17 protein-coding genes and 1 pseudogene are annotated in these 21743 nt (G+C 39.2%); 6 read left to right on the forward strand and 12 right to left on the reverse strand.

Translation table 11 applies throughout. From position 1 onward, the window contains the following. From DQL14_RS06050 to glyS, 6 genes and pseudogenes are all read right to left on the reverse strand, one after another. Nucleotides 1-1640, reverse strand: a pseudogene (locus DQL14_RS06050) (dynamin family protein). A 455-nt stretch (nucleotides 1641-2095) separates the two neighbouring features. Continuing rightward, complete coding sequence (locus tag DQL14_RS06055) at nucleotides 2096-2377, reverse strand: DUF3240 family protein (RefSeq protein ID WP_097551970.1); 282 nt, start codon at nucleotides 2375-2377, stop codon at nucleotides 2096-2098. 10 nt (nucleotides 2378-2387) lie between these two features. Then, nucleotides 2388-5447 (reverse strand): efflux RND transporter permease subunit, encoded by a 3060-nt coding sequence (locus tag DQL14_RS06060; protein ID WP_162296880.1) that lies wholly within the window; start codon nucleotides 5445-5447, stop codon nucleotides 2388-2390. Continuing rightward, the gene (locus DQL14_RS06065; RefSeq protein ID WP_108169090.1) at nucleotides 5447-6526 is read right to left on the reverse strand and encodes an efflux RND transporter periplasmic adaptor subunit; all 1080 of its coding nucleotides are present in this window, start codon (nucleotides 6524-6526) and stop codon (nucleotides 5447-5449) included. The genes DQL14_RS06060 and DQL14_RS06065 overlap by 1 nt, the downstream gene beginning before the upstream one ends. Then, the gene (locus tag DQL14_RS06070; protein ID WP_162296881.1) at nucleotides 6523-7818 is read right to left on the reverse strand and encodes a TolC family protein; all 1296 of its coding nucleotides are present in this window, start codon (nucleotides 7816-7818) and stop codon (nucleotides 6523-6525) included. Before DQL14_RS06070 ends, DQL14_RS06065 begins: the two co-directional genes overlap by 4 nt. Continuing rightward, nucleotides 7808-9910, reverse strand: coding sequence for a glycine--tRNA ligase subunit beta (gene glyS / locus DQL14_RS06075; protein ID WP_108169091.1), 2103 nt, complete (start codon nucleotides 9908-9910; stop codon nucleotides 7808-7810). The genes DQL14_RS06070 and glyS overlap by 11 nt, the downstream gene beginning before the upstream one ends. Before the next feature lie 111 nt (nucleotides 9911-10021). On the opposite strand from glyS, the gene DQL14_RS06080 reads away from it, so the two are divergent. The 3 genes from DQL14_RS06080 to gatC are packed head-to-tail and all read left to right on the forward strand — an operon-like array spanning nucleotide 10022 to nucleotide 12864. Then, the gene (locus tag DQL14_RS06080; protein WP_108169092.1) at nucleotides 10022-11080 is read left to right on the forward strand and encodes a hypothetical protein; all 1059 of its coding nucleotides are present in this window, start codon (nucleotides 10022-10024) and stop codon (nucleotides 11078-11080) included. A 12-nt stretch (nucleotides 11081-11092) separates the two neighbouring features. Then, complete coding sequence (gene gpmI, locus DQL14_RS06085; protein WP_108169093.1) at nucleotides 11093-12568, forward strand: 2,3-bisphosphoglycerate-independent phosphoglycerate mutase; 1476 nt, start codon at nucleotides 11093-11095, stop codon at nucleotides 12566-12568. 14 nt (nucleotides 12569-12582) lie between these two features. Next, entirely contained in the window at nucleotides 12583-12864 is a 282-nt protein-coding gene (gene gatC, locus DQL14_RS06090) for an Asp-tRNA(Asn)/Glu-tRNA(Gln) amidotransferase subunit GatC (protein WP_001846722.1), read from the forward strand. A gap of 105 nt (nucleotides 12865-12969) precedes the next feature. Here the strand turns inward: gatC and DQL14_RS06095 are convergent, their stop codons facing one another. After that, nucleotides 12970-14280: an adenosylmethionine--8-amino-7-oxononanoate transaminase gene (locus tag DQL14_RS06095; RefSeq protein ID WP_108169094.1), complete on the reverse strand. Its 1311-nt coding sequence runs from the start codon at nucleotides 14278-14280 to the stop codon at nucleotides 12970-12972. 128 nt (nucleotides 14281-14408) lie between these two features. Between DQL14_RS06095 and DQL14_RS06100 the strand changes: the two genes are divergently transcribed. The 3 genes from DQL14_RS06100 to ftsZ all read left to right on the forward strand — a co-directional run bounded on the left by DQL14_RS06100 (nucleotide 14409) and on the right by ftsZ (nucleotide 18653). Continuing rightward, a complete protein-coding gene (locus DQL14_RS06100; RefSeq protein ID WP_108169095.1) occupies nucleotides 14409-15872 on the forward strand; it encodes a peptidylprolyl isomerase in 1464 nt (487 codons plus the stop codon). Then, on the forward strand, nucleotides 15872-17365 hold the full coding sequence (gene ftsA / locus DQL14_RS06105) for a cell division protein FtsA (protein ID WP_162296882.1): 1494 nt from the start codon (nucleotides 15872-15874) through the stop codon (nucleotides 17363-17365). Before DQL14_RS06100 ends, ftsA begins: the two co-directional genes overlap by 1 nt. 130 nt (nucleotides 17366-17495) lie before the next feature. Next, nucleotides 17496-18653: a cell division protein FtsZ gene (gene ftsZ, locus DQL14_RS06110; RefSeq protein ID WP_108169096.1), complete on the forward strand. Its 1158-nt coding sequence runs from the start codon at nucleotides 17496-17498 to the stop codon at nucleotides 18651-18653. Nucleotides 18654-19003: 350 nt separating this feature from the next. On the opposite strand, the gene DQL14_RS06115 is transcribed toward ftsZ, so the two are convergent. From DQL14_RS06115 to DQL14_RS08545, 5 genes are all read right to left on the reverse strand, one after another. Next, nucleotides 19004-19567 carry a hypothetical protein gene (locus DQL14_RS06115; protein WP_108169097.1) on the reverse strand — a complete coding sequence of 188 codons (564 nt, stop codon included), beginning with the start codon at nucleotides 19565-19567 and terminating at the stop codon, nucleotides 19004-19006. Nucleotides 19568-19656: 89 nt separating this feature from the next. Beyond that, complete coding sequence (locus DQL14_RS06120) at nucleotides 19657-19896, reverse strand: hypothetical protein (protein WP_108169098.1); 240 nt, start codon at nucleotides 19894-19896, stop codon at nucleotides 19657-19659. Beyond that, complete coding sequence (locus DQL14_RS06125; protein ID WP_097704859.1) at nucleotides 19878-20411, reverse strand: hypothetical protein; 534 nt, start codon at nucleotides 20409-20411, stop codon at nucleotides 19878-19880. The genes DQL14_RS06120 and DQL14_RS06125 overlap by 19 nt, the downstream gene beginning before the upstream one ends. 165 nt (nucleotides 20412-20576) lie before the next feature. Then, nucleotides 20577-21401, reverse strand: coding sequence for a small-conductance mechanosensitive channel MscS (gene mscS, locus DQL14_RS06130; protein ID WP_021304837.1), 825 nt, complete (start codon nucleotides 21399-21401; stop codon nucleotides 20577-20579). Nucleotides 21402-21534: 133 nt separating this feature from the next. Beyond that, a complete protein-coding gene (locus DQL14_RS08545; protein ID WP_108169099.1) occupies nucleotides 21535-21726 on the reverse strand; it encodes a hypothetical protein in 192 nt (63 codons plus the stop codon). Between the last annotated feature and the right edge of the window lie 17 nt (nucleotides 21727-21743).

Genomic DNA, 21743 nt, shown 5'->3' on the forward strand with positions numbered 1-21743 from the left:
TTAATCCTTTAAATATTGTTGTTCTAGATCGCTTAAAGCGTTGATCTTGTTTTCTAAGATTTGTTTTTGATCTTCTAAATCGTTTAAGTGTTTTTCTTTTTCCTTTTGAGCGAGCGCGATTTCTTGTTTTTCATGCGTGATTTCTAGCTCGCACCGATCTTTTAAACCTTTTAGGGAATTTTGCAAAGCTTCATTAAACAAGCCCGGTAAAACTTTTTTAAGCTTGTATTGAACCTCTGGTATCACTTTTGCTTCAATCAGATTTTCTAATTTCGCCCGCTCTTTTTCTTCATTTCTAAAGAATGAAGCGATGGTATTAGGCAACAAAGTCAATAATTCTTTTAAAAGAGGTTTTAACCCTTGCAAAATCAGCGCGAAGGGTCTTGTGACCGGATTCTTGGCTAAGATCACGCTTAAAGCGTTGATCCCTAGTTCAAGGCCATGCTCTAAATTCACAGACAAATCGCTAGAAAGCTGCGTGTTGTTCAAGCTTTCAAATTCTGCGCAAAAATCTTTTGAAAAAGAAAGGTTGATCTTTTCAATCTCTAATTTAGCGTTTTTGATCAAGCTTTGTTGCATGATGCTTTCTATTTCGCTATTGAACTCGTTAGGCTTGTTGATTAAAGAGGCTAAATAGGATTTTTGCTCCCTTACATCTTCTAGCACTTTTTTAACCACCGATCCCACAGCCACGCTAGAATATTCTTCTTCTAAATTAGCCCTTAATTTTTCATAGGTTTTTTCAATGTCTTTAACGCTCAAATCCAACGCTTGTATTTCTTCTAACGCCTTTTCTTTAGAATAATCAAAGCTTTCCATCACGCTTTTTAGGCTGTTTTGTAACTGGGAATTTAAAAACTTCAATCGTTTCAAGTACAAAGCGCTAAAAAGCTTTTCAGCGTCTATTTTATCCGCCACCTCTAAAAGGGCGTTATTGTCTTTATTGGAATGGATAAGATGCGTTGTCAAATCAAGGTGATCTTGGATTTGCTCTTGAATGTAGCGAGAGATTTCTCCCACTTGCGAAGGCGTCCTTAAATTCGTTTTACTCAAAATAAAGCTAAGGCCTTTGTCAAACTCTAAAAGGTTTTTTAATTCCCTAACCATGCGTTTAGTAAGGTTACCCTCTTCTACGCTTGTGAGAATGACAAAATGCACGCCTCTTTCTAAATATTCCAAAATGGCATGGGTGTGGCTTGAAATGGGGCTATCAAAGCCTGGCATATCCACAAACACTAAAGGAGCGCTGTTTTTCAAAGCTTCATTTAAACCTTAAGGTAGGAATACTTCGCCGCATTCTCTTTAATCACTTCAAAACTTTGCTCATTCAGTTCAAAACTTTCTGCTTTTTCATCATTGTTTGAAAAAGCTTCTATGCGTTCATTAGCGCTATAGTGCAACTCAGTGGCTAAAGAAGTCTCTGGCGTGATACCGGTAGGCAAAACGCTCTTTTCTAAAAAGCGATTTAGTAGCGTGCTTTTCCCTGTGCTAAAATTCCCCACAACGGGTATCACAAGCTGTTGTTTTTGAACGCTCGCTAAAAGCGTGGAGCATTCTGTTTTATCAATCTCCACTTCTTTTAAAACTTCTAAAACCTGTTCTAAAAACTCCACAAAATTTGTCTGTGCGCGTAAAACCATCATCAATCCTTTAAAATTAAAAACTAAAATCTAAACAAGACGCAAAAATCCCCAAAAAGGGTTTATACGGGTTTATATGGGTATGGGTTTATATGGGGGTGAAAAGATAAAGCGGCTGACTAGAGAGAGAGAGAAAGAGAAAGCGAATTTTTAAGAATAATCATCATTACAAACTCCTAGCACCATTTAATGGTGGGTATTATACTTGATTTTTCACAATCAAAACTAAAAAACTCAAAAATATTAAAGAGCTTGATTTTAATCAAGCGATAGCTTATAAAAAGCGGTCTTGGGGGGTTAGGGGGATTTTAAGGGGGTTAAGGGGGGGTATTATCGCAAAATACCCCCCTATCCCCTTAAGAGAATGAGTTTCAAAAACAAAGTAACTAAAACCCCATTTTTTAAAAAAGTTAAAAATTTTAGTTATTGGCATTTAATGAAAAACGCCATGCGTTTTACAACCCATGCGTTTGAGAATAAAACAATTTCATGTCTTTAGAAGCGAACTGGTTTTTTAAAGCTTGGGCTAGAGATAAAGCGACTTCCTCGCTTAAAAAAAGCTTGAATTTAGCGTAATCTTTACGCCCGCTCACCTGCTCTTTTTGGCTTAAAAGCAACGAAGAAGCGGCGTATTTATAGCACTCCACATAAAAAAAATCATCAAAGCCTTTTTCAAACAAATAATCTATTAAAGCGTCTTTCAAACAAATATCAATATAAATTTCTAAAGCGAGCATGTGAAATCCCTTAATTGATTTTAATCTTTTTAGCAATGAGCATGAACATGGGCGGTAGTAAGAGTAAGGTTAGAGCGCTTGAGGTAACCAAGCCCCCAAGCACCACGATCGCTAAAGGTTTTTGAACCTCTGATCCCACGCTATGAGAAAATAATAAAGGGAGCAAACCCAAACCGGCAATGCAAGCGGTCATTAAAACCGGCCTCAAACGCCTTTTAGCACCCAATAAAACGCATTCTTCCACGCTTTTCCCTTGTAAGAGAAGCTCTTTAAAATAGCCTATCATCACCACGCCGTTTAAAACCGCAATCCCAAAAAGAGCGATAAAGCCCACGCTCGCTGGCACAGAAATATACTCCCCGACCGCAAACAACGCAATAAGGCCTCCGGTAACCGCAAAAGGGATATTCAAAAGAATGAGCAAGGCTAAAGGAATGCTTTTAAAAGTGAAAAAAAGAATGAAAAAGATCGCTAAGATGCTTAAAGGGATAACAGTGGAAAGCCTTTTATTAGCCCGTTGCTGGTTTTCAAACTGCCCCCCATAAGTGATATAGTAGCTAGGAGGGAGTTTGATGTTTTGAGCGATCACTTTTTTAGCCTCTTCTACAAAAGAGTTCAAATCGCGCCCCACCACATTGCTGCGAACCACGCTCATGCGCATTGAATTTTCACGCACAATAGAAACAGGGCCATCCACTTCTTCAATCTTAGCGATAGAAGTGATAGGCACTAAAACGCCATATTTTGAAGTCAAGGCTAAACTTTTGATTTTAGTGATAGAGCTTGCAAAATCGCTCTCTTGGCGGATCATCACTGGGGTTCGTGAAATCCCTGTAGGGATCACATCTACAACCAAGCCCTCTAAAGCGGATTTTAAAAACTTGGAAAATTCATCGCTAGTGATCCCCACATCCGCCATCGATTCTTTATTAGGGGTTACATACAAATAATTCACGCCCTCATTAAGCGTGGTTAAAACTTCACTAGATCCTTTAATCCCTTTTAGAGCTTGCGCGATTTGAAAACTCAATTTATTCAATTCGCTAATATCATCTCCAAAAATCTTAACCGCTAAATCCCCCCTAACCCCTGTAAGCATTTCAGAAATCCTCATTTCAATGGGTTGGGTGAAAGAAAAGTTAATCCCCTTAAAGTCTTTTAAAGAATCCATGATTTTTTCTAATAATTCATCTTTGGTTTTAACGCTCCATTCTTTTTTAGGAATAAAAGAAATAAAAGTATCGGTTTGATTCAAGCCCCCTAAATCCAGCCCCAATTCATCGCTCCCTGTGCGCGCGACAATGCTTTTAACTTCCTTGACATGTTTTTTAATCGCGCTCTCAATGTTTAACATGAGATCCCTAGATTGATCTAAAGAAATAGAAGGGGTGGTTTCCACGCTCAAAACCACATCGCCCTCATCTAAAGCGGGCATGAAATTCTTCCCCACAAAAGGGAATAAAGAAAGGCTTGCGATTAAAAAAACAAACGCTCCTAAAATCACTTTTTTAGGGTTATGCACAAAAAATTCCAATAAAGGGGCGTAGATTCTGTTTAAAAACCTCGTTAAAAAGGTTTCGCTATGGGGCGTGGCTTTTAAGACAAGAGAGCTCACTACAGGAATGATAGTGATGGATAAAACTAAAGTGCCTAAAAGCGCATACACAATGCTTTGCGCTAAAGGCCTAAACATCTTGCCCTCTAACCCCTGTAAGGTTAGAATCGGCACAAAAAACACAATAATAATCACCACCCCGCTCACCACTGAAACGGCGATTTCTTTACAAGAGCGATAGATCGCATGGAGTTTAGTGGTTTTAGTGTTAGCGCTCAATTTTTCAAAAGCGTTTTCCACCACCACCACGGCTGAGTCAATGAGCATGCCTATAGCGATAACCAACCCCCCTAAACTCATCAAGTTTAAAGTCAGATCGCTAAACTTGATAAAAATAAACGCCACGGACAAGCTTAAGGGTAAAATCACCCCCACAGCCACGCTCGCCCTCAAATTCCCTAAAAATAAAAAGAGCGTGATGATGATTAAAACAACGGCTTCAATGAGGGTTTTAGAAACGGTGGCAATGGCTTTTTGCGTGAATTCTGAGCGATCATAAAAAACATTAATGGAAACGCCATTCGGTAAAAAGGGTTTTAATTCTTCTAGTTTTTGATACACTTGAGTGATGATTTCTTTGGTGTTAGCGTCTTTTAAAGAAAGCACCAAGCCTTCTGTGGTTTCGCCCACGCCATCTTTAGTGACAAACCCCAAACGGGTGCGAGACTGGCTGATGACTTTTGCAAAATCCTTAATGTGCAAATGCCCTAAATTAGTGGAAAGGGTGATTTTGCCAATGTCTTCCAAACTCAAAGAAGCGGTTTGGATTTTGACTAAAAAGGTTTCGCCATCCCTATCCACGCGCCCCGCTCCGCTGTTTCTTAAATTCACTCTCACAGCCGATTCTAAATCAGAAATACTCACCCCAAGCCTTGCCATGTCATTAAAATCCGGCACAATCACAAACGCCCTGCTAAAGCCTCCAATGGAATTGACATCCGCCACGCCGCTAATCATTCTTAATTGCGGGCGGATCACAAAATCTAAAAGCTGTCGTTTTTCTACCTCGGTGATATTGCCATCAATAGTGAACATAAAGATGTCTGACAACGGCGTAACAATGGGCGCCATGCCCCCTTCAACCCCCACGGGCAAATCTTTCATCACGCTGCTCAAGCGTTCATTAACAATGTTTCTCGCTAAATAAATATCCACGCTGTCATCAAAATCTATCGTGATGTCTGAAATAGAATATTTTGAAATACTTCTTAAAGATTTTTGCCCTTTTAGCCCTAAAAGCTCCAATTCTAAAGGGCGCACGATGTTGTTTTCCATTTCTTCAGGGCTAGAGCCAGGGAGTTTTAAAATGATTTTAACTTGAGTGGGCGAAATATCCGGGAAAGCATCTACTGGCGTGTTGATAAAACTATAAGTCCCAAAAAACAAAATAAGAATTGCGCCAACAATCACGATTATTCGCTGGCGTAAGGAAAATTCAATAATGGAAGCGAGCATTATTCTTCCCCTAAATTGTTGATCATGCCTTTTAACCCTATCAATGACCCCACTGCCACGCTGTCATTAGGGTGTAAATTTTGAGCGTTCACGATAAAAATCTTACTGCGCTCTTCTAAAACTTGAACCACCACAGGCCTAAAACCTTTAGGCGTCCTCACAAACACCAGGTAATCCTTCCCGTTTCTGATTAAAGCGTTTGAAGGGATTAAAACGGAGTCTTTGGGTTGAGAGCCTTGAATATACATTTCTACCATTTCCCCCACATGGTAATTGCCCTCATCTAATAAAGCGGTGGCTAAAATCGTGTTAGAGCCTTTGTCTAACACCACCGAAACGCTTTGAATCTTCCCGATTTTTTCCCCCTCTTCATTATAGACCGGCGAATCCCTTTTAATGGTTTTAGAAACGCCTACAGGCAATTTGATTTGAGCGATCAGATCATCGCTTTTTGAAATACGCACATAGCTAGTGAAAGCCAAAATCTTCTCGCCCACATTTTTAGGCGCTAACGCTAAAAGACCGCTATCTCTAGCCACAATCCTAAAACCATACTGCCCTTTAGGGTTTTTGGGATCCACGCCAAAGCTTTTAAACGCGCTCTCTAATTGTTCCACCTTTAAGCCCATTTCCTGGCTGGCTAAAAAACTCGTTTGATACTCCCTTTTAGGAATGACACCGGCCCTATAAAGCTCTAAATCTTTTTTAGTAATATCTTTAGCGATTTTTAATTTATTTTGGTTGTTTTGCAATTCAAAATACAAATTGCTCAAATCAATAGAGCTCACTTCACAGATCGCATCTCCAGCCTTCACCTGCTCGCCCTCTCTTTTATAAACAGCGACCACAGACGCATCAAAACTCAAACTCTGCACCACAGAACTCTTGCTATCAAAATCAATATAAGCGTTAAAAGGAAGCCCTTTACTAAAGATTTCTTTATCTAATTTAACCACCTTTAACCCCATGGGTTGCAAGTTTTTTTCTTCTAAAACAATTTCTGGATACTCTTTGGCTTTTAAAGAAACGCCCATTGAAAAAACGCCCATTAACATAAGCCACCATAACGCCCGCTTCAATGCAATACTCCTAATCTGGTCAAGCTCTCCCCTAAAGTCTCTTCTAAAAGCGCGCTAATATCAATGTATTCAATCTTAGCTTCCGCTAGAGTGATGAGGGCGTCCATGTAAGAATTTTGATAAATCAAGTATTCAAAAAGCCCGATTTTTTGGGCTTCATAAGCGATGCGCCCCATTTCCATCAAACGCTTCTTATTGGCAATGGCTTCTTTTTGGGTTTCAATGTATGCTTCTTTGGTTTTGAGCTGGTTTAAGTAGGAGTTGGCGTTGATTCTAATGTTTCGTTTCATCACTTCATTTTGCGCGAGCGTCCCGCTTTGCAAATCCAAGAATTTACGCTTTTGATAGATATTTTTAGGCGTTACCGGTAAAGGGATACGCACTTCTACAGAAAGATTAGTGGAAGAGTTATAGCTTTCAGAGCCAATCCCAAACTCAAATGCATTAAACACATCTCTATTAGCCAATTTCGCATTCACTTGATAATCTTTAGCCGTCAAATCCAAAATATCCACATACAACGAGCGATCCAATTTGAACTTTAAGGCTTCAGGCTCTAATCGCACGTATTCAAAATCCAAACCGATCACCTTGACATCATGCAAATGGTCTAAATAAGTGTCAAAATGCGCCCCCTCTTTAACCGGCTCCACAATCGCTAGCATCGTGTCTAGCATTTTTTCTAAATCTATGAGTTTAGTTTCCACATTGGTTTTAGCGAGTTTGGATTCCAAATAAGAGTTATTGAAGTTGATATAATCTTTTTCGCTCATGCTGCCGGCTTTGACTTTTTCTTTAGCGATTTTGAGCTGCGAATAAAAGTTCGCTTCCCGTTGCGCATACACTTGATACTTTTCTTTAGTCATCACATAAGTCAAATACAAGCGTTTAGCGCCAATAAAAGCGAGATTTTTATTCAATTGATAGCTTTTATCGTATTGAATGGTTTTAATAGAAAGGCTTTTAGATAAAAGCGAACTCACCCATGGGAGCTTGGGTCTTACCACTAAAAGGGTTCTGGGTTGCGCTTCTATGATGCCTTGGAAGTTTTTCACCATAGAAGTTTCATTCTCAATGTAAGGGAAATCCCAAGCGTTCACGGAGCGTTGCTCATTCAAACGGCTTTTAAAATCGGCTTTTTTGCCGATCAACTCCATTGAATTGGTTTCTACTTCTTTAAAAAACTCTTGTAGGGTAAAGGTTTTCGCATCAAGCACGCCCGCACCGCTTATTAAAAAAGCTACCCCCAAACAAAAACGCCGGACTTTGCGTTTGAAAGAATTAAATCGCAATTTCTTTAATATCCCCAATTTCTAAGAAACTTTGATACACGCCCCACAAGAAATTTTTACGATTTTTTTGGATTTCTATGTCTTTATCCATGACTAGCACGCTTTTAAAATATTCTTCTAAAGGCGCATGCAAACCAAAATAAGCCTCTATTTTGCTATCCAAACTCTCAAAAGCGCTTGTTTTGATCGCATTGAACGCTTCAAAAAGGGCATTCTCTTGCGATTCTTTGAAAAGACTCGTAGAAAACCCGCTTGATTCGTTAGGGTTTCTGTCTTTATTGATATTGGCTAAGCGTTTGAAAGCGCTAAAAAGCAACTCTTTTTTTTGAGCGTTCTTGGGATCGTCCAAAAAGCGTTTTAAGGCTTTGACTTTTTGAATGATTTTAACAATGTCTCGCTCGTTGGTGTTTAACACGCTCCTTATAATAGAGGGGTTACAATCTATTAAATTATGAAAGCGCTCCAGTAAAAACTTTTCTAAAATCTCTAAATCAAAGCTTTGATAAACGCCCACTTTTTGAAAAAGGTTTTTCAAATCCGCTTTCAAATCAAATTCTAACCCGTAATGCGCGATGATTTTCAATAGCCCAAAACTCAAGCGCCTTAAAGCAAAAGGATCTTTAGATCCGCTAGGGATTTTACCCACGCTAAAAAGAGAAAACAGGCTGTCTAATTTCAAGCTCAAAGCCACGATTGAACTAAAAACGCTAGAGGGCAAGGGAGCGTTTTCGCTTGCGGGCAAATACTGCTCTTTCACACTCAAGGCGACCAATTCGTTTTCGTTTTGTTTTAAAGCGTAATAATAGCCCATGATCCCTTGAAGCTCGCTAAATTCATACACCACTTCACTGAGTAAATCCGCCTTAGCGATTTGAACGGCTCTTTTAACCAACTCAAGGGCTTTTTCTAAAGGCATGTTTAAAGATGAAAGATATTTTTGCGTCAAATATTGAGCGATGATTGATTCTCGCTCCATTTTATCTTTTAAAGTCCCTAAACCTTGCACAAAAACCACGCTCTCTAAAGGAGCGTTATCTAAAGGCTTTTTGAGATCGTTTTCATAAAAGAAAACCGCATCGCTCAAACGGGCTTTTAAAACCTTTTGGTTGCCTAAAATGATTTTTTGCTTGTCTTTATTGATAGCGTTACTCACCACAATAAAGCCGTTGTGTAATGTTGGGCTTTCTTGGCTTTTTTGACTAAAGGCCGCAAAATAGCGTTGGTTTTCTTTCATGGAAGTGATGATGATTTCACTGGGTAATTTCAAAAACGCCTTGTCAAACTCCCCTAAAAGCGCGCTGGGGTATTCCGTGATCGCTACCACTTCATCTAATAGATCCCTATCTATTTCTACGATGATGCGATGCTTTGTTTCTAGCTCTTTAATTTCTTGTAAGATTTTAGCTTCGCGCTTTTTAGGGTCTAAAATGACATGGTTTTTTTCTAAAACTTCAAAATAGGCTTTAGGGCTATCCACTTGGATAAAATCAAAACCCTCTTGTCGGTGCACTTTCGTGGCTTGCTTGGTTTTAAAACCATACTCTTTGACTTCAATACCGTTAAAATTTTCCCCATTAAACAACACGCAAATATTATGAATGGGTCTGATAAAGCTTTTTTCCACATTGCCCCAACGCATAGACTTCCCGAAATTCAAACCCTCTAAAAACTCTAACACAATGGGCATGATTAAGTCTTTTGTAGGCTCTTTTTCATGGATTTTAGCGTGATAAAGCACTTCTTTATTGTTTTTGAACGCTGTTTGGAAATGCTGGTGATCTTTTAACCCTAATTTTTGATAAAACCCTAAGCCTAATGCGTTCAACCCTTGCGTTTTATCTTCATTGTTGCATGCGATTTTAACCGGAGGCCCAAAAAATTCCTCTTTGGTTTCTTGGGTTAAAAGGGGAAAATCTTTAATGAGCAAACACAAACGCCTAGGGGTGTAAAAAATCTCTATATTTCCCACTTCTAAAGTGCGTTTTTGAAAAAGAGCATGGAGTTTTTTAGGCATTTCTTTATATTCATTCAATAACGCTTGTGCGGGCAATTCTTCAACTAAAATCTCTACTAACAATTCATCTGAATGCAAAATCTCAATTCTCCCTAAAAAACAAAATCACTTTTAAGACTAAATCATGTTAGAATTATACTTGAATTTACACTCAGTTTAGTTTATTTCTTAATACAAAAGGTAGGCGTTTTGAAACATTTAACCCCACTCACTCACACCATCTTTAAAGCCTTATGGCTAGGCACAGCCTTAAGCGCATCTTTAAGTTTAGCCGCAGCAGAAAGCCCCACTAAAACAGAGCCTAAGCCCGCTAAAGGGGTTAAAAACAAACCCAAATCGCCCGTTACTAAAGTCATGATGACCAATTGCGACAATATTAAAGATTTTAACGCTAAGCAAAAAGAAGTCTTAAAAGCCGCTTATCAATTCGGCTCTAAAGAAAATTTAGGCTATGAAATGGCAGGCATCGCATGGAAAGAATCATGCGCAGGGGTTTATAAAATCAATTTTTCCGATCCGAGCGCTGGTGTGTACCATTCTTATATCCCTAGCGTTCTAAAAAGCTATGGGCATAATGATAGCCCCTTTTTGCGTAATGTGATGGGGGAATTGCTCATTAAAGACGATGCGTTTGCTTCTGAAGTGGCTTTAAAAGAGTTGCTCTATTGGAAAACACGCTACCATGACAATCTAAAAGACATGATTAAATCTTACAACAAGGGCAGTCGTTGGGAAAAAAACGAGAAGTCTAACGCTGATGCTGAAAAATATTACGAAGAGATACAAGACAGGATTAGGCGTTTGAAAGAATCTAAAATCTTTGATTCGCAGTCCAGTAATGACCAAGAATTGCAAAAAAGTGCTAATAGCAACCTGGATTTAGACCCTATCGGCAACGCCATGCCCCAAGCCTTAATTGCCAAAGAAACTAAAATAGAAGAAACCCAAGCAGAAAAATCCCAAGAAATGAAAGAGGCAACTAGCGAGCAAACAAAGAGTAAGCCAGAAAAAGCAAAAGATAAACCCATGTATTTGGCTCAAATCAACAGCACTGATTTCACACCCGCTAAAAAAAGCCCCAAAAAACCGGCTAAAGTGAGCCAAAAACGTTCCTCCAAAAACAATAAAAATAATGTAAAAAACAGCACCAAAACCGCTTCCAAAAAACAAGAAGTGTGCAAAAATTGCTCTCCAGGGCAAAGGAATGCGATTTTAGCCAACCATATCACCCTCATGCAAGAGCTTTAAAAAGTCCTAAAAATGGCGCAAAAAACTCTTTTGATTATCACTGATGGCATTGGGTATCGTAAAGATAGCGATCATAACGCATTCTTTCATGCTAAAAAACCCACTTATGATTTGATGTTTAAAACCTTGCCTTATAGCCTAATTGATACGCATGGCTTGAGCGTGGGCTTACCTAAGGGGCAAATGGGAAATTCTGAAGTGGGGCATATGTGCATTGGGGCTGGTAGGGTACTTTATCAGGATTTAGTCAAAATTTCTTTAAGCCTTCAAAACGATGACTTAAAAAACAACCCCGCTTTTTTAAACACGATCCACAAAAGCCCTGTGGTGCATCTTATGGGTTTGATGAGCGATGGAGGCGTGCATTCACACATTGAGCATTTTATCGCTCTGGCTTTAGAGTGTGAAAAATCCCATAAAAAAGTCTGTCTGCATTTAATCACCGATGGGCGCGATGTCGCTCCTAAAAGCGCTTTAACTTATTTAAAACAAATGCAAAATATCTGCAATGAAAACATTCAAATCGCTACCATAAGCGGTCGTTTTTATGCCATGGATAGGGATAAGCGTTTTGAAAGGATTGAGCTTGCGTATCATAGCTTAATGGGGCTTAATCACACGCCTTTAAGCCCTAGCGAGTATATCCAAAGCCAGTATGATAAAAATATTACCGATGAATTTATCACGCCCGCTTGTTTTAAAAATTATTGCGGCATGCAAGATGATGAGAGTTTTATTTTTATCAATTTCAGGAATGATAGGGCTAGAGAAATCGTGAGCGCTTTAGGCCAAAAGGAATTCAGTGGCTTTAAACGCGAAACTTTTAAAAAACTCCATATCGCTACCATGACGCCTTATGATAACACTTTCCCCTACCCTGTTTTATTCCCCAAAGAAAGCGTTCAAAACACGCTCGCTGAAGTGGTCTCTCAACACAACCTGACCCAAAGCCATATCGCTGAAACTGAAAAATACGCGCATGTAACCTTTTTCATCAATGGCGGAGTGGAGACGCCTTTTAAAAATGAAAACCGAGTGCTTATCCCAAGTCCAAAAGTTACCACTTATGATTTAAAGCCTGAAATGAGCGCTAAAGAAGTAACCCTTGCGGTGTTGGAGCAAATGAAACTAGGCACGGATTTGATCATTGTGAATTTTGCTAATGGCGATATGGTGGGGCATACGGGGAATTTTGAAGCGAGTATCAAAGCGGTAGAAGCAGTGGATGCATGCTTAGGGGAAATCCTTTCACTGGCTAAAAAATTGGATTACGCCATGCTTTTAACCAGCGATCATGGGAATTGCGAACGCATGAAAGATGAAAACCAAAACCCCTTAACCAACCACACCGCTGGGAGCGTGTATTGCTTTGTTTTAGGGAATGGAGTCAAATCCATAAAAAACGGAGCGTTAAACAATATCGCTAGCAGCGTGTTAAAGCTCATGGGCATCAAAGCCCCAGTAACGATGGACGAACCCCTATTTTAAACTAAAGGAAAAGAATGCAAATTGATGATAAACTATTGCAACGCTTAGAAAAATTGAGCATGCTAGAGATTAAAGACGAGCATAAAGAGAGTGTTAAAGGCCATTTAGCGGAGGTTTTAGGCTTTGTAGAAAACATCTTCGCTTTAGAAACTAGCGCGCTAAAAACGGATACAGAGCTATGCACCCCCTTAAGAGAAGACGAGCCCAAAAGCCAACCTAACATTGCCAAAGAGATTTTAAGCCAAAACAAACACAGCCAGGATCATTATTTCGTTGTGCCTAAAATCATTGAATAGGTTTGATTGAATAGGCTTAATATCAAGTGAAAAGCTTGATTTTTAAAATCAAAGAGAAAAAGAGGCTATCGCTTGACTAAAATTCAAGCTCTTTACTATTTGTTTTCAGCCTTTTTTTAACTCATCAAGAATTTCCACTAACCCCGCAACCGCCTTTTTGACTTCTTCATGCGTGATAATATAAGGGGGCATGAGGTAAATGGTGTTGTTTAAAGGGCGTAATAACAGGCCTTTTTTTAGAGCTTTTTTAAAAACCGCCAAACTCAAACGCTCTTTGGTTTGAATAAAGACTTCAAAGGCAAAGACCATGCCCAAATGCCTTAAATCAGACACCACTTGTTGCTCTATCAAGGGTTTTAATGCGTTTTGGAGCGCACTAAAAATAAACCCGCTTAAAGCCTTGTTCTTTTCAATAACATTTTCTTTTTCAAAAATATCCAGCGTAGCGTTCGCGCATGCGCATGCTAGGGCGTTTCCTGTGTAGCTGTGCGAATGCAAAAACGCTTTATTTTCTTCATAGGGAGCGTAAAATTGGTTATAGACTTCATTGTGGGTTAATAGCGCGCTTAAAGGCAAATACCCCCCACTAATCCCTTTAGACAAGCATAAAAAATCAGGCTCAATTCCGCATTGTTCATAAGCAAACATGCTCCCTGTGCGCCCAAACCCGGTAGCGATTTCATCAAAAATAATATGGATGTTTTTTTGCTTGCACAACAAAACGGCTTGTTTTAAATATCTTGCGCTATAAATATGCATATTCCCTGCGCATTGCAAAAGAGGCTCTGCAATGAAGGCGCAAATTTCTTCATGATGCTTGTCTAACAAACGCTTTAAAGCGTTCAAACTATTTTCTATTTCATGGTCGTTTTTAGGCACGGGTGTGGTGAGATTCTTGAGCAATAAAGGGGTGTAAGTGTCTTTATAAAGTTTCACATCGCCCACGCTTAACGCCCCCAAAGTCTCGCCATGATAGGAATTAGAAAGCGATAAAAAAAGCTTTTTGCGGCGTGTTTGATTCTTTAAAAAATGGGCGTGATAGCTCATTTTCAAAGCGATTTCAACACAAGATGAGCCGTTATCCGCATAAAAGCATTTGTCCATATGAGTGAGCTGGCAAAGCCTTTGAGAGAGCGTGATGATGGGCTTATGGCTAAAAGAAGCCAAAAGGACATGCTCCAAACTATCAATTTGATTTTTAAGCTGCTGGCTGATGTAGGCGTTATTATGCCCAAAAAGATTCACCCACCATGAGCTGATTAAATCCATGTAAGCGTTATCATTAAAATCATAGAGGTAAATCCCTTGAGCCTTTTTAATGGGGATAATGGGGAAATTTTGATGCTCTTGCATTTGCGAGCAAGGGTGCCAAAGATATTCCAAATCCAAAGCGGCTAAATTTTCTTGAAAATTCATGTTAAAAACTCTCTATAATAAGGATAATTTTAATAACCTTTGGTTAAAATAAGGTTATTTGATTTTACTATAAGGTTGTTTAAACCTGAATTTCACATTTTTGATTTTTTAAAGGGATTAGAGTTCTTATGATTGAATGGATGCAAAATCATAGAAAGTATTTAGTGGTTACAATATGGATAAGCACGATCGCTTTTATTGCTGCCGGGATGATAGGTTGGGGGCAATACAGCTTTTCTTTAGATAGCGATAGCGCTGCCAAAGTGGGACAGATTAAGATTTCTCAAGAAGAATTAGCCCAAGAATACCGCCGCCTTAAAGACGCATATACTGAGTCTATCCCTAATTTTAAAGAACTCACTGAAGATCAAATCAAAGCCATGCATTTAGAAAAAAGCGCTCTAGATTCGCTCATCAATCAAGCCCTATTGAGAAATCTCGCTTTAGATTTAGGGCTTGGCGCTACCAAGCAAGAAGTGGCGAAAGAGATCAGAAAAACGAGCGTTTTCCAAAAAGATGGCGTTTTTGATGAAGAATTGTATAAAAATATCTTAAAACAAAGCCATTACCGCCCCAAGCATTTTGAAGAAAGCGTTGAAAGGCTTTTAATCCTTCAAAAAATCAGCGCTCTCTTCCCCAAAACCACTACCCCTTTGGAGCAATCCAGCCTATCGCTTTGGGCAAAATTGCAAGACAAATTAGACATTCTTATCCTAAACCCTAGTGATATTAAAATCTCTCTTAATGAAGAAGAGATGAAAAAATATTACGAGTCCCATAAAAGGGATTTTAAAAAGCCCACGAGCTTTAAAACACGCTCTTTATATTTTGACGCTAGTTTGGAAAAACCTGATTTGAAAGAATTGGAGGAATACTACCATAAAAACAAGGTGTCTTATTTGGATAAAGAGGGGAAATTACAGGATTTTAAAAGCGTTCAAGATCAAGTCAAGCATGATTTAAGCATGCAAAAAGCGAATGAAAAAGCCTTAAGGAGCTATATCGCTCTAAAAAAAGCGAACGCACAAAACTACACCACGCAAGATTTTGAAGAAAACAACTCCCCCTATACTGCTGAAATCACGCAAAAACTCACCGCTCTCAAGCCCCTTGAAATCCTAAAACCAGAACCTTTTAAAGATGGTTTTATTGTGGTGCAACTCATCTCTCAAATTAAAGACGAATTGCAAAATTTTAATGAAGCTAAAAGCGCTCTTAAAACCCGCCTAACTCAAGAAAAAACCCTTATGGCGTTGCAAGCTTTAGCCAAAGAAAAGCTTAAGGATTTTAAAGGCAAAAGCGTGGGCTATGTAAGCCCTAATTTTGGAGGCACTATTAGCGAACTTAACCAAGAAGAAAGCGCTAAGTTTATCAACACCCTTTTTAACCGCCAGGAAAAAAAGGGGTTTATTACTATTGGTAATAAAGTGGTGCTCTATCAAATCACAGAACAAAATTTCAACCACTCATTTAACGCAGAAGAAAGCCAGTATATGCAGCGTTTGGTCAATAACACTAAAACGGATTTTTTTGATAAAGCGTTGATAGAAGAATTGAAAAAACGCTATAAGATAGTCAAATACATTCAATAATGCAAGGGGAAATCATGGAACATAAAGAAATCGTTATAGGGGTTGATATAGGCTCTAGAAAGATTTGTGCGATAGTGGCTGAATTTAAAGAAGGGATTTTGCGCATCATTGGCACGGCCCATCAAGACTCTAAAGAAATCAATTCAAAAGCCATTAAAAGAGGGCGTATCAATAGCCTTGCTCACGCTTCCAACGCCATTAAAGAAGTGATCAATAGCGCTAAAAAAATGGCAGGTTTGAACGCTGATGAAGACAGAAATAACCCCATGCCCCATTTTGGGGAATACCACCCTAAAACTAAGGCGATTGTTTCTTTTTCGGGAGCTTATACTGAAAGCATTAGAGACGTTACCGGTGTAGCTAGCACCAAAGATAATGTGGTAACCATTGATGAAATCAATCGCGCTATCAATAACGCATGCGCTAAAGCAGGATTGGATAACGACAAACATATTTTGCATGCCCTCCCCTATCGTTTCACTTTAGACAAACAAGAAGTAAATGACCCTTTAGGGATGAGTGGGACTCGCTTGGAAGTCTTTATCCACATTGTCTATACAGAAAAAAACAACATTGAAAATTTAGAAAAAATCATGATCCAATCTGGGGTAGAGATTGAAAACATCGTGATCAATTCTTATGCAGCCTCGATTGCTACCTTGTCTAATGATGAAAGGGAATTGGGCGTGGCTTGCGTGGATATGGGCGGAGAGACATGCAACCTTACGATTTATAGCGGCAATTCCATACGCTATAACAAATACTTACCCGTAGGCTCTCACCATTTAACCACGGATTTATCGCACATGCTCAACACCCCATTCCCTTACGCTGAAGAAGTTAAGATCAAATACGGGGATCTTTCTTTTGAAGGCGGAGAAGAAACGCCCTCTCAAAATGTCCAAATCCCTACCACCGGATCGGATGGCCATGAAAGCCATATTGTGCCGCTTAGTGAAATCCAAACTATCATGAGGGAAAGGGCTTTAGAAACTTTTAAAATCATCCACAGGAGCATTCAGGATAGCGGCTTAGAAGAGCATTTGGGCGGAGGCGTTGTGTTAACCGGTGGGATGGCTTTAATGAAAGGGATCAAAGAATTAGCCAGAACCCATTTCACTAATTACCCGGTGCGTTTGGCGGCCCCTGTGGAAAAATACAATATCATGGGCATGTTTGAAGACTTGAAAGATCCTCGCTTTTCAGTCGTGGTTGGCTTGATTTTATACAAAGCAGGGGGGCATACCAATTATGAAAGAGACTCTAAAGGGGTTATCCGCTACCATGAAAGCGATGATTACACAAGAACAGCCCATCAATCAAGCCCTACCCCCCATATCCATTCATCGCCCACAGAAAGGAATTTGAGCGATTTAAAAACCCCTAACGCTCCTTTAAACACCGCTAAAAACGATGACTTCTTGCCTATAAAACCCACCGAACAAAAAGGTTTTTTTAAAAGTTTCCTTGATAAGATTTCTAAAATCTTTTAAGATACAGCCTTTTCTTTATGCGATAAAAACGCCTTGATAGTTATCAAAAGCCAGAAAACATGGTATAATCCTTTAGCTATTTATCAAAGTTTAAGATTTGCAAAAATCGTATCTCAAGGGGAATGTGGCTATGGTTCATCAATCAGAGATGGAAAATTATAATATCGGTCAAGCAAGCATTGAAGAAGTAAGCGATCCAGCTTATAAAGGGGCTAAGATTGTCGTCATCGGTGTTGGAGGTGGGGGGTCTAACATGATTAAACACCTGGTTGAATACGGCGTGCATCAAGATGTTACCCCCATTGCAACGAACACTGATGGCCAACATCTCAAAAACAATCCCGCTCCGGTTAAAATCCTTTTAGGCAAAGAGTCTACTGGAGGTTTAGGCGCTGGGGGGGTTCCTGATATTGGTAGGAAAGCCGCTGAAGAAAGCGCTAATGAAATTAGAGAAGCGATTAAGGACGCCAAATTAGTCATTGTCTCTACAGGACTTGGAGGAGGGACTGGGACTGGAGCCACCCCTACTATCGTTAAAATCGCAAAAGAAGTGGGAGCGCTCACGATTGCTATCGTTACCAAGCCTTTCAAATACGAAGGGTCTCAAAAAAGCAAGAAAGCCGAAGAGGGGTTAAAGGAATTGGAGCAATCTAGCGATTCTATTTTGGTTATCCCTAATGATAAAATTCTTTTAACCATGAAAAAAAACGCTAGCACTAAAGAATGCTATAAGGAAGTTGATGATGTCTTGGTTAGGGCTGTGAGCGGTATTTCTACGATCATCACTAAACCCGGTGATATTAATGTTGATTTTTCTGATTTAAAAAGCGCTCTTGGTTTTAAAGGCTTTGCGTTAATGGGTATTGGTGAGGCCACTGGCGAAGAATCCGCTAAATTAGCGGTGGAAAATGCGATCCAATCGCCTCTTCTTGATGACGCTTCTATTGATGGGGCTAAGAGCATTATTGTCTTTTTTGAGCACCACCCTGATTATCCTATGTATGCTTATTCTCAAGCTTGCATATCTATTCAAGAACGAGCCAATCAAGATGTTGACGTTAAGTTTGGCCAACACACGAGCGAGAGTATCCCCATTGATCATGTGCGCGTTACTATCATTGCAACCGGTGCTGAAAGAAACAGCGGTGGAGCGAGTTTGGAATCTATTGCTACGCTCTCTCAGCCTATGGTGAAACAAACGAGAAAAGTGGGCAATGGCGAGTATTTAAAGATCCCTACTGAAGAAGAGCTATCCATACCCACAACCATGAGGATCCAGCAAGACTGATTGCGGAGATCTCGCTTTTCTCCCCTATTTTTACAAGGCTATAATAGAGCAGTTTGTTGGGTTCGCTCTCATTTATTTTTTAGAATAAAATTAAAAAGCTTTGATTTTAATGGGTGTGCTAGTTTTTAGAGCGTTTAGGGGATTTTAAAGCGCTTTAAAGGGGAAATTATCCCCGAAACGCCCCCTAGTTAATGAAGCGCTAGAAACTCGTTTGGCAAAAACCAAGGGCTTTGTTTTTCACACTCACCACCCCTAAAACTATACGCCCCATTATGAATTTGTGAGGTCAATGCATTTTTAACTTGATTGAGTTCTGCATTCTTAAGGACGGATTTGAGGGACTTCAATGACTAGATGATTGAAATCCTCACCGCTTTATCAATCTCAAAGATAAAATCATAGCGCTTATTCAAGCTGTTATAAGTGGTGTCTTTAATCAAAGCATAAACTAGGTCTATGTTTTCTGTTTGTCTTATCGCTAATAAGGTGTCGTGGGATAGTTTCGTGCTCACATTGATGAACTGATTGAGTAGGTCTTGTTCGTTAATGGAACAATACCCAGCGTTAGTATCAAATTGATTAGTTTTAAGGGGTTTGGGTTTGTATGTGTTATCTAGAACGCTATCCATAGTAAAGGAAGCGTTCAAGTCGTAGGAGTATCCAGGAACCCACTTGCTCCAATTTTCCCAACTACCCCTAGTTCCTCTTATTTTTCTCTGCCCGTTCTCTATCAAATTGGCTTTTAATTTAGCAAGAACGCTGTTAGCGGTAATGTCTTTTTGTTCGGTTGCCTTATAAGTTCTTGCTATACTTTCATAGGTAGAGAACCCAAACCTAGCGGATTTAGATTTATCATCTCTTTTGATTTTATCTTTTTTAGTTTCGCTGTAGCTGTGTTTAGCAACGCTACGCATAAACTCCGTGAAAGCAATCAAAAAATCAGGGTTTGACTGACCATTAGGTAAGGCTTCATCAGCGATAGAGTTCCTAAATTTAGGGTCTTTTAATTCAACAAAGGGTTCTCCAAGTCTTGTTTTTTCCCATCAAGCATCAAGTAGGGATAAGGTGTAGTGCATATTAAAGTGAATACAGCCCCACGCTTATCTTTAGGGCCGTTGATAATAATGCTGTCTTGGTTGAACTCCCTACCCAAATTCACTATGATGTCTTTGAACTGATTTTTATTATGGAATGGTTTGAGTTCAAAACAAATGAAGCTAGTTTCTATGTTAGCTTGTAGCATACCTGCTTCTCTGTATAACCTTTAACAATTTTGTATCCTATGTAGCCCTTGTATAGGTCTAGCTTTTTTCTCAACCACTTGGTTCTTTTTTCGTTATCAGTGTTAGTGAGCATAAAGGGTTTTAAAAGGGCTTCAACTTCCTCTTTTTTCTCGCCCTCTGTTGTCGCATTCAGTTCTAAAATCTTGGTGGCTTCTTTTAATCCATAATCCGCAATAATGGCTTTATCGTTATAAGTTCTATAACCAGAGATAACTGCTACTGGGCAGTTTAGCATCCGATCGCATAATCGGCTCATAGATAAAGCGGTGGTATTCATTTTTTGAGCCATAGTCAAATCATCATAATGCACTAGGTTATTGTCTCTTTTTGACCTTGTGTTTAAAACGGCTCTTAACGCTGACTTTTTCTTATCATACTCGTTTAATTGAGCGGATAGGGGTTGGTTAGAGTTGACAGAGATTTTAAAGAGAGGTAGTTGGCTTTTAGCTTCCTTGTATTCCTTAAAGGCGGGCATCAATGAGAGATGATAACGAGTTAGAATTGATAGGGTTTTTTTCGCTATTAAGTTAGCTTGGTGCGTTTAGAATTATTAGCACCGATGAAAAGGTTTTTAAAATCGCTTGACATAGGGTCTCCTTTAAAATTCAAGTATCACTACAATCAATGCGTCTCACACCAATCACTTAGAAGAGTCTTGATTTTTAATAGCAATATCTAACTTATTGAAAGGGATTTCAATGTGGTTAGCGTCTAGGGCGTTTTTGATGCGTTCAATGAGTTCGCTCCTCACATTAAAGATCCCGTCTTCAATCTTTGCCCAAACCCTAATGGTGAAATTCAATGAGCTGGATCCAAAATCCGTGATTCCAATAAAAGTGGGCATGTTTTTATCAATTTTTTCCATTGTATCAATAACATCTTTTATAGTCTTATGCACCAGTTCAATATCGCTCCCATACCCTACCCCACAAACCCATTCAATGCGCCGACACGCCGTATTATTGCTATTAATAATATTAGAATTAGCGACACTTCTATTGGGTAAAACCGCCAAGCGTCCGTCATGCAAGCGTAAAGAAGTGTTAAAAAAATTAAGTGCTTCTACTTTGCCCTCTAGGCCAGAGATTTCAATGATGTCTCCTTTTTTGAAAGGGTGTAAAATAATAAGGATTATCCCTCCCGCAATGCTTGAAAGATAATCTTTTAAAGCCAACGCCACAGCGATCCCCACCGTTCCTAAAACAGTGATAATAGAGGTGGTTTGGACGCCTAGCGTGCTGAGCGCGATGATTGTGGTGATGATAAGGATTAAGATAAAAGTAACCTGTGCGACAAAATTCGCTAAAATCTCATCCTTTTTGGATAAAAGCTTCATGGTTTTGTTCCGTAAGAAAAACGAAAAATAAAAACCTATACAAAAAACAATGACAGCCTTGATCAAGATTATCCCAAAATGCTTTGCCTGCGGGAAAAAATCCACTAACAGCGTTTTAATTTCATCCATAAATTTTTCCTTTTAAATCACAAAATCGCTAAAAGAGACAAGATAACTTATTCTTATGTAGCTAATTTGACATGTTAGCATGTTTAGGACTAACCTTATTACCACAACTCAAACGCTCAACCCGGTTCTAGTGTCAAATTGATTGGCTTCTAGCGCACTGTCTAATAAAAAAGGGTTTTTGAGTGTTGAACCTAGAGATTACTTTACGCACACCCCCTACTTGATGGCTACCGCTTACTTTATAGCAATGGTTTTTCCCTAGCTTGGCTTTAATGGATTTTATCGTTACTCTATCAACAGATACCGCTCTATAAGATTTTCGCATAAAGGCTATGGTGTGTT

Origin of the sequence: Helicobacter pylori NCTC 11637 = CCUG 17874 = ATCC 43504 = JCM 12093 (assembly GCF_900478295.1) — a bacterium.
GTDB classification, from domain to species: Bacteria; Campylobacterota; Campylobacteria; order Campylobacterales; family Helicobacteraceae; genus Helicobacter; species Helicobacter pylori.

What these genes read in the sequence shown, in the direction of transcription:
- DQL14_RS06115 (WP_108169097.1), bottom strand. Translation starts at nt 19,567, where the DNA reads ATGCGTAGCGTTGCTAAACACAGCTACAGCGAAACTAAAAAAGATAAA.
- DQL14_RS06060 (WP_162296880.1), bottom strand. Translation starts at nt 5,447, where the DNA reads ATGCTCGCTTCCATTATTGAATTTTCCTTACGCCAGCGAATAATCGTG.
- gatC (WP_001846722.1), top strand. Translation starts at nt 12,583, where the DNA reads ATGCAAATTGATGATAAACTATTGCAACGCTTAGAAAAATTGAGCATG.
- gpmI (WP_108169093.1), top strand. Translation starts at nt 11,093, where the DNA reads ATGGCGCAAAAAACTCTTTTGATTATCACTGATGGCATTGGGTATCGT.
- ftsA (WP_162296882.1), top strand. Translation starts at nt 15,872, where the DNA reads ATGCAAGGGGAAATCATGGAACATAAAGAAATCGTTATAGGGGTTGAT.
- DQL14_RS06125 (WP_097704859.1), bottom strand. Translation starts at nt 20,411, where the DNA reads ATGCCCGCCTTTAAGGAATACAAGGAAGCTAAAAGCCAACTACCTCTC.
- mscS (WP_021304837.1), bottom strand. Translation starts at nt 21,401, where the DNA reads ATGGATGAAATTAAAACGCTGTTAGTGGATTTTTTCCCGCAGGCAAAG.
- ftsZ (WP_108169096.1), top strand. Translation starts at nt 17,496, where the DNA reads ATGGTTCATCAATCAGAGATGGAAAATTATAATATCGGTCAAGCAAGC.
- DQL14_RS08545 (WP_108169099.1), bottom strand. Translation starts at nt 21,726, where the DNA reads ATGCGAAAATCTTATAGAGCGGTATCTGTTGATAGAGTAACGATAAAA.
- DQL14_RS06120 (WP_108169098.1), bottom strand. Translation starts at nt 19,896, where the DNA reads ATGCTACAAGCTAACATAGAAACTAGCTTCATTTGTTTTGAACTCAAA.
- DQL14_RS06055 (WP_097551970.1), bottom strand. Translation starts at nt 2,377, where the DNA reads ATGCTCGCTTTAGAAATTTATATTGATATTTGTTTGAAAGACGCTTTA.
- DQL14_RS06100 (WP_108169095.1), top strand. Translation starts at nt 14,409, where the DNA reads ATGATTGAATGGATGCAAAATCATAGAAAGTATTTAGTGGTTACAATA.
- DQL14_RS06095 (WP_108169094.1), bottom strand. Translation starts at nt 14,280, where the DNA reads ATGAATTTTCAAGAAAATTTAGCCGCTTTGGATTTGGAATATCTTTGG.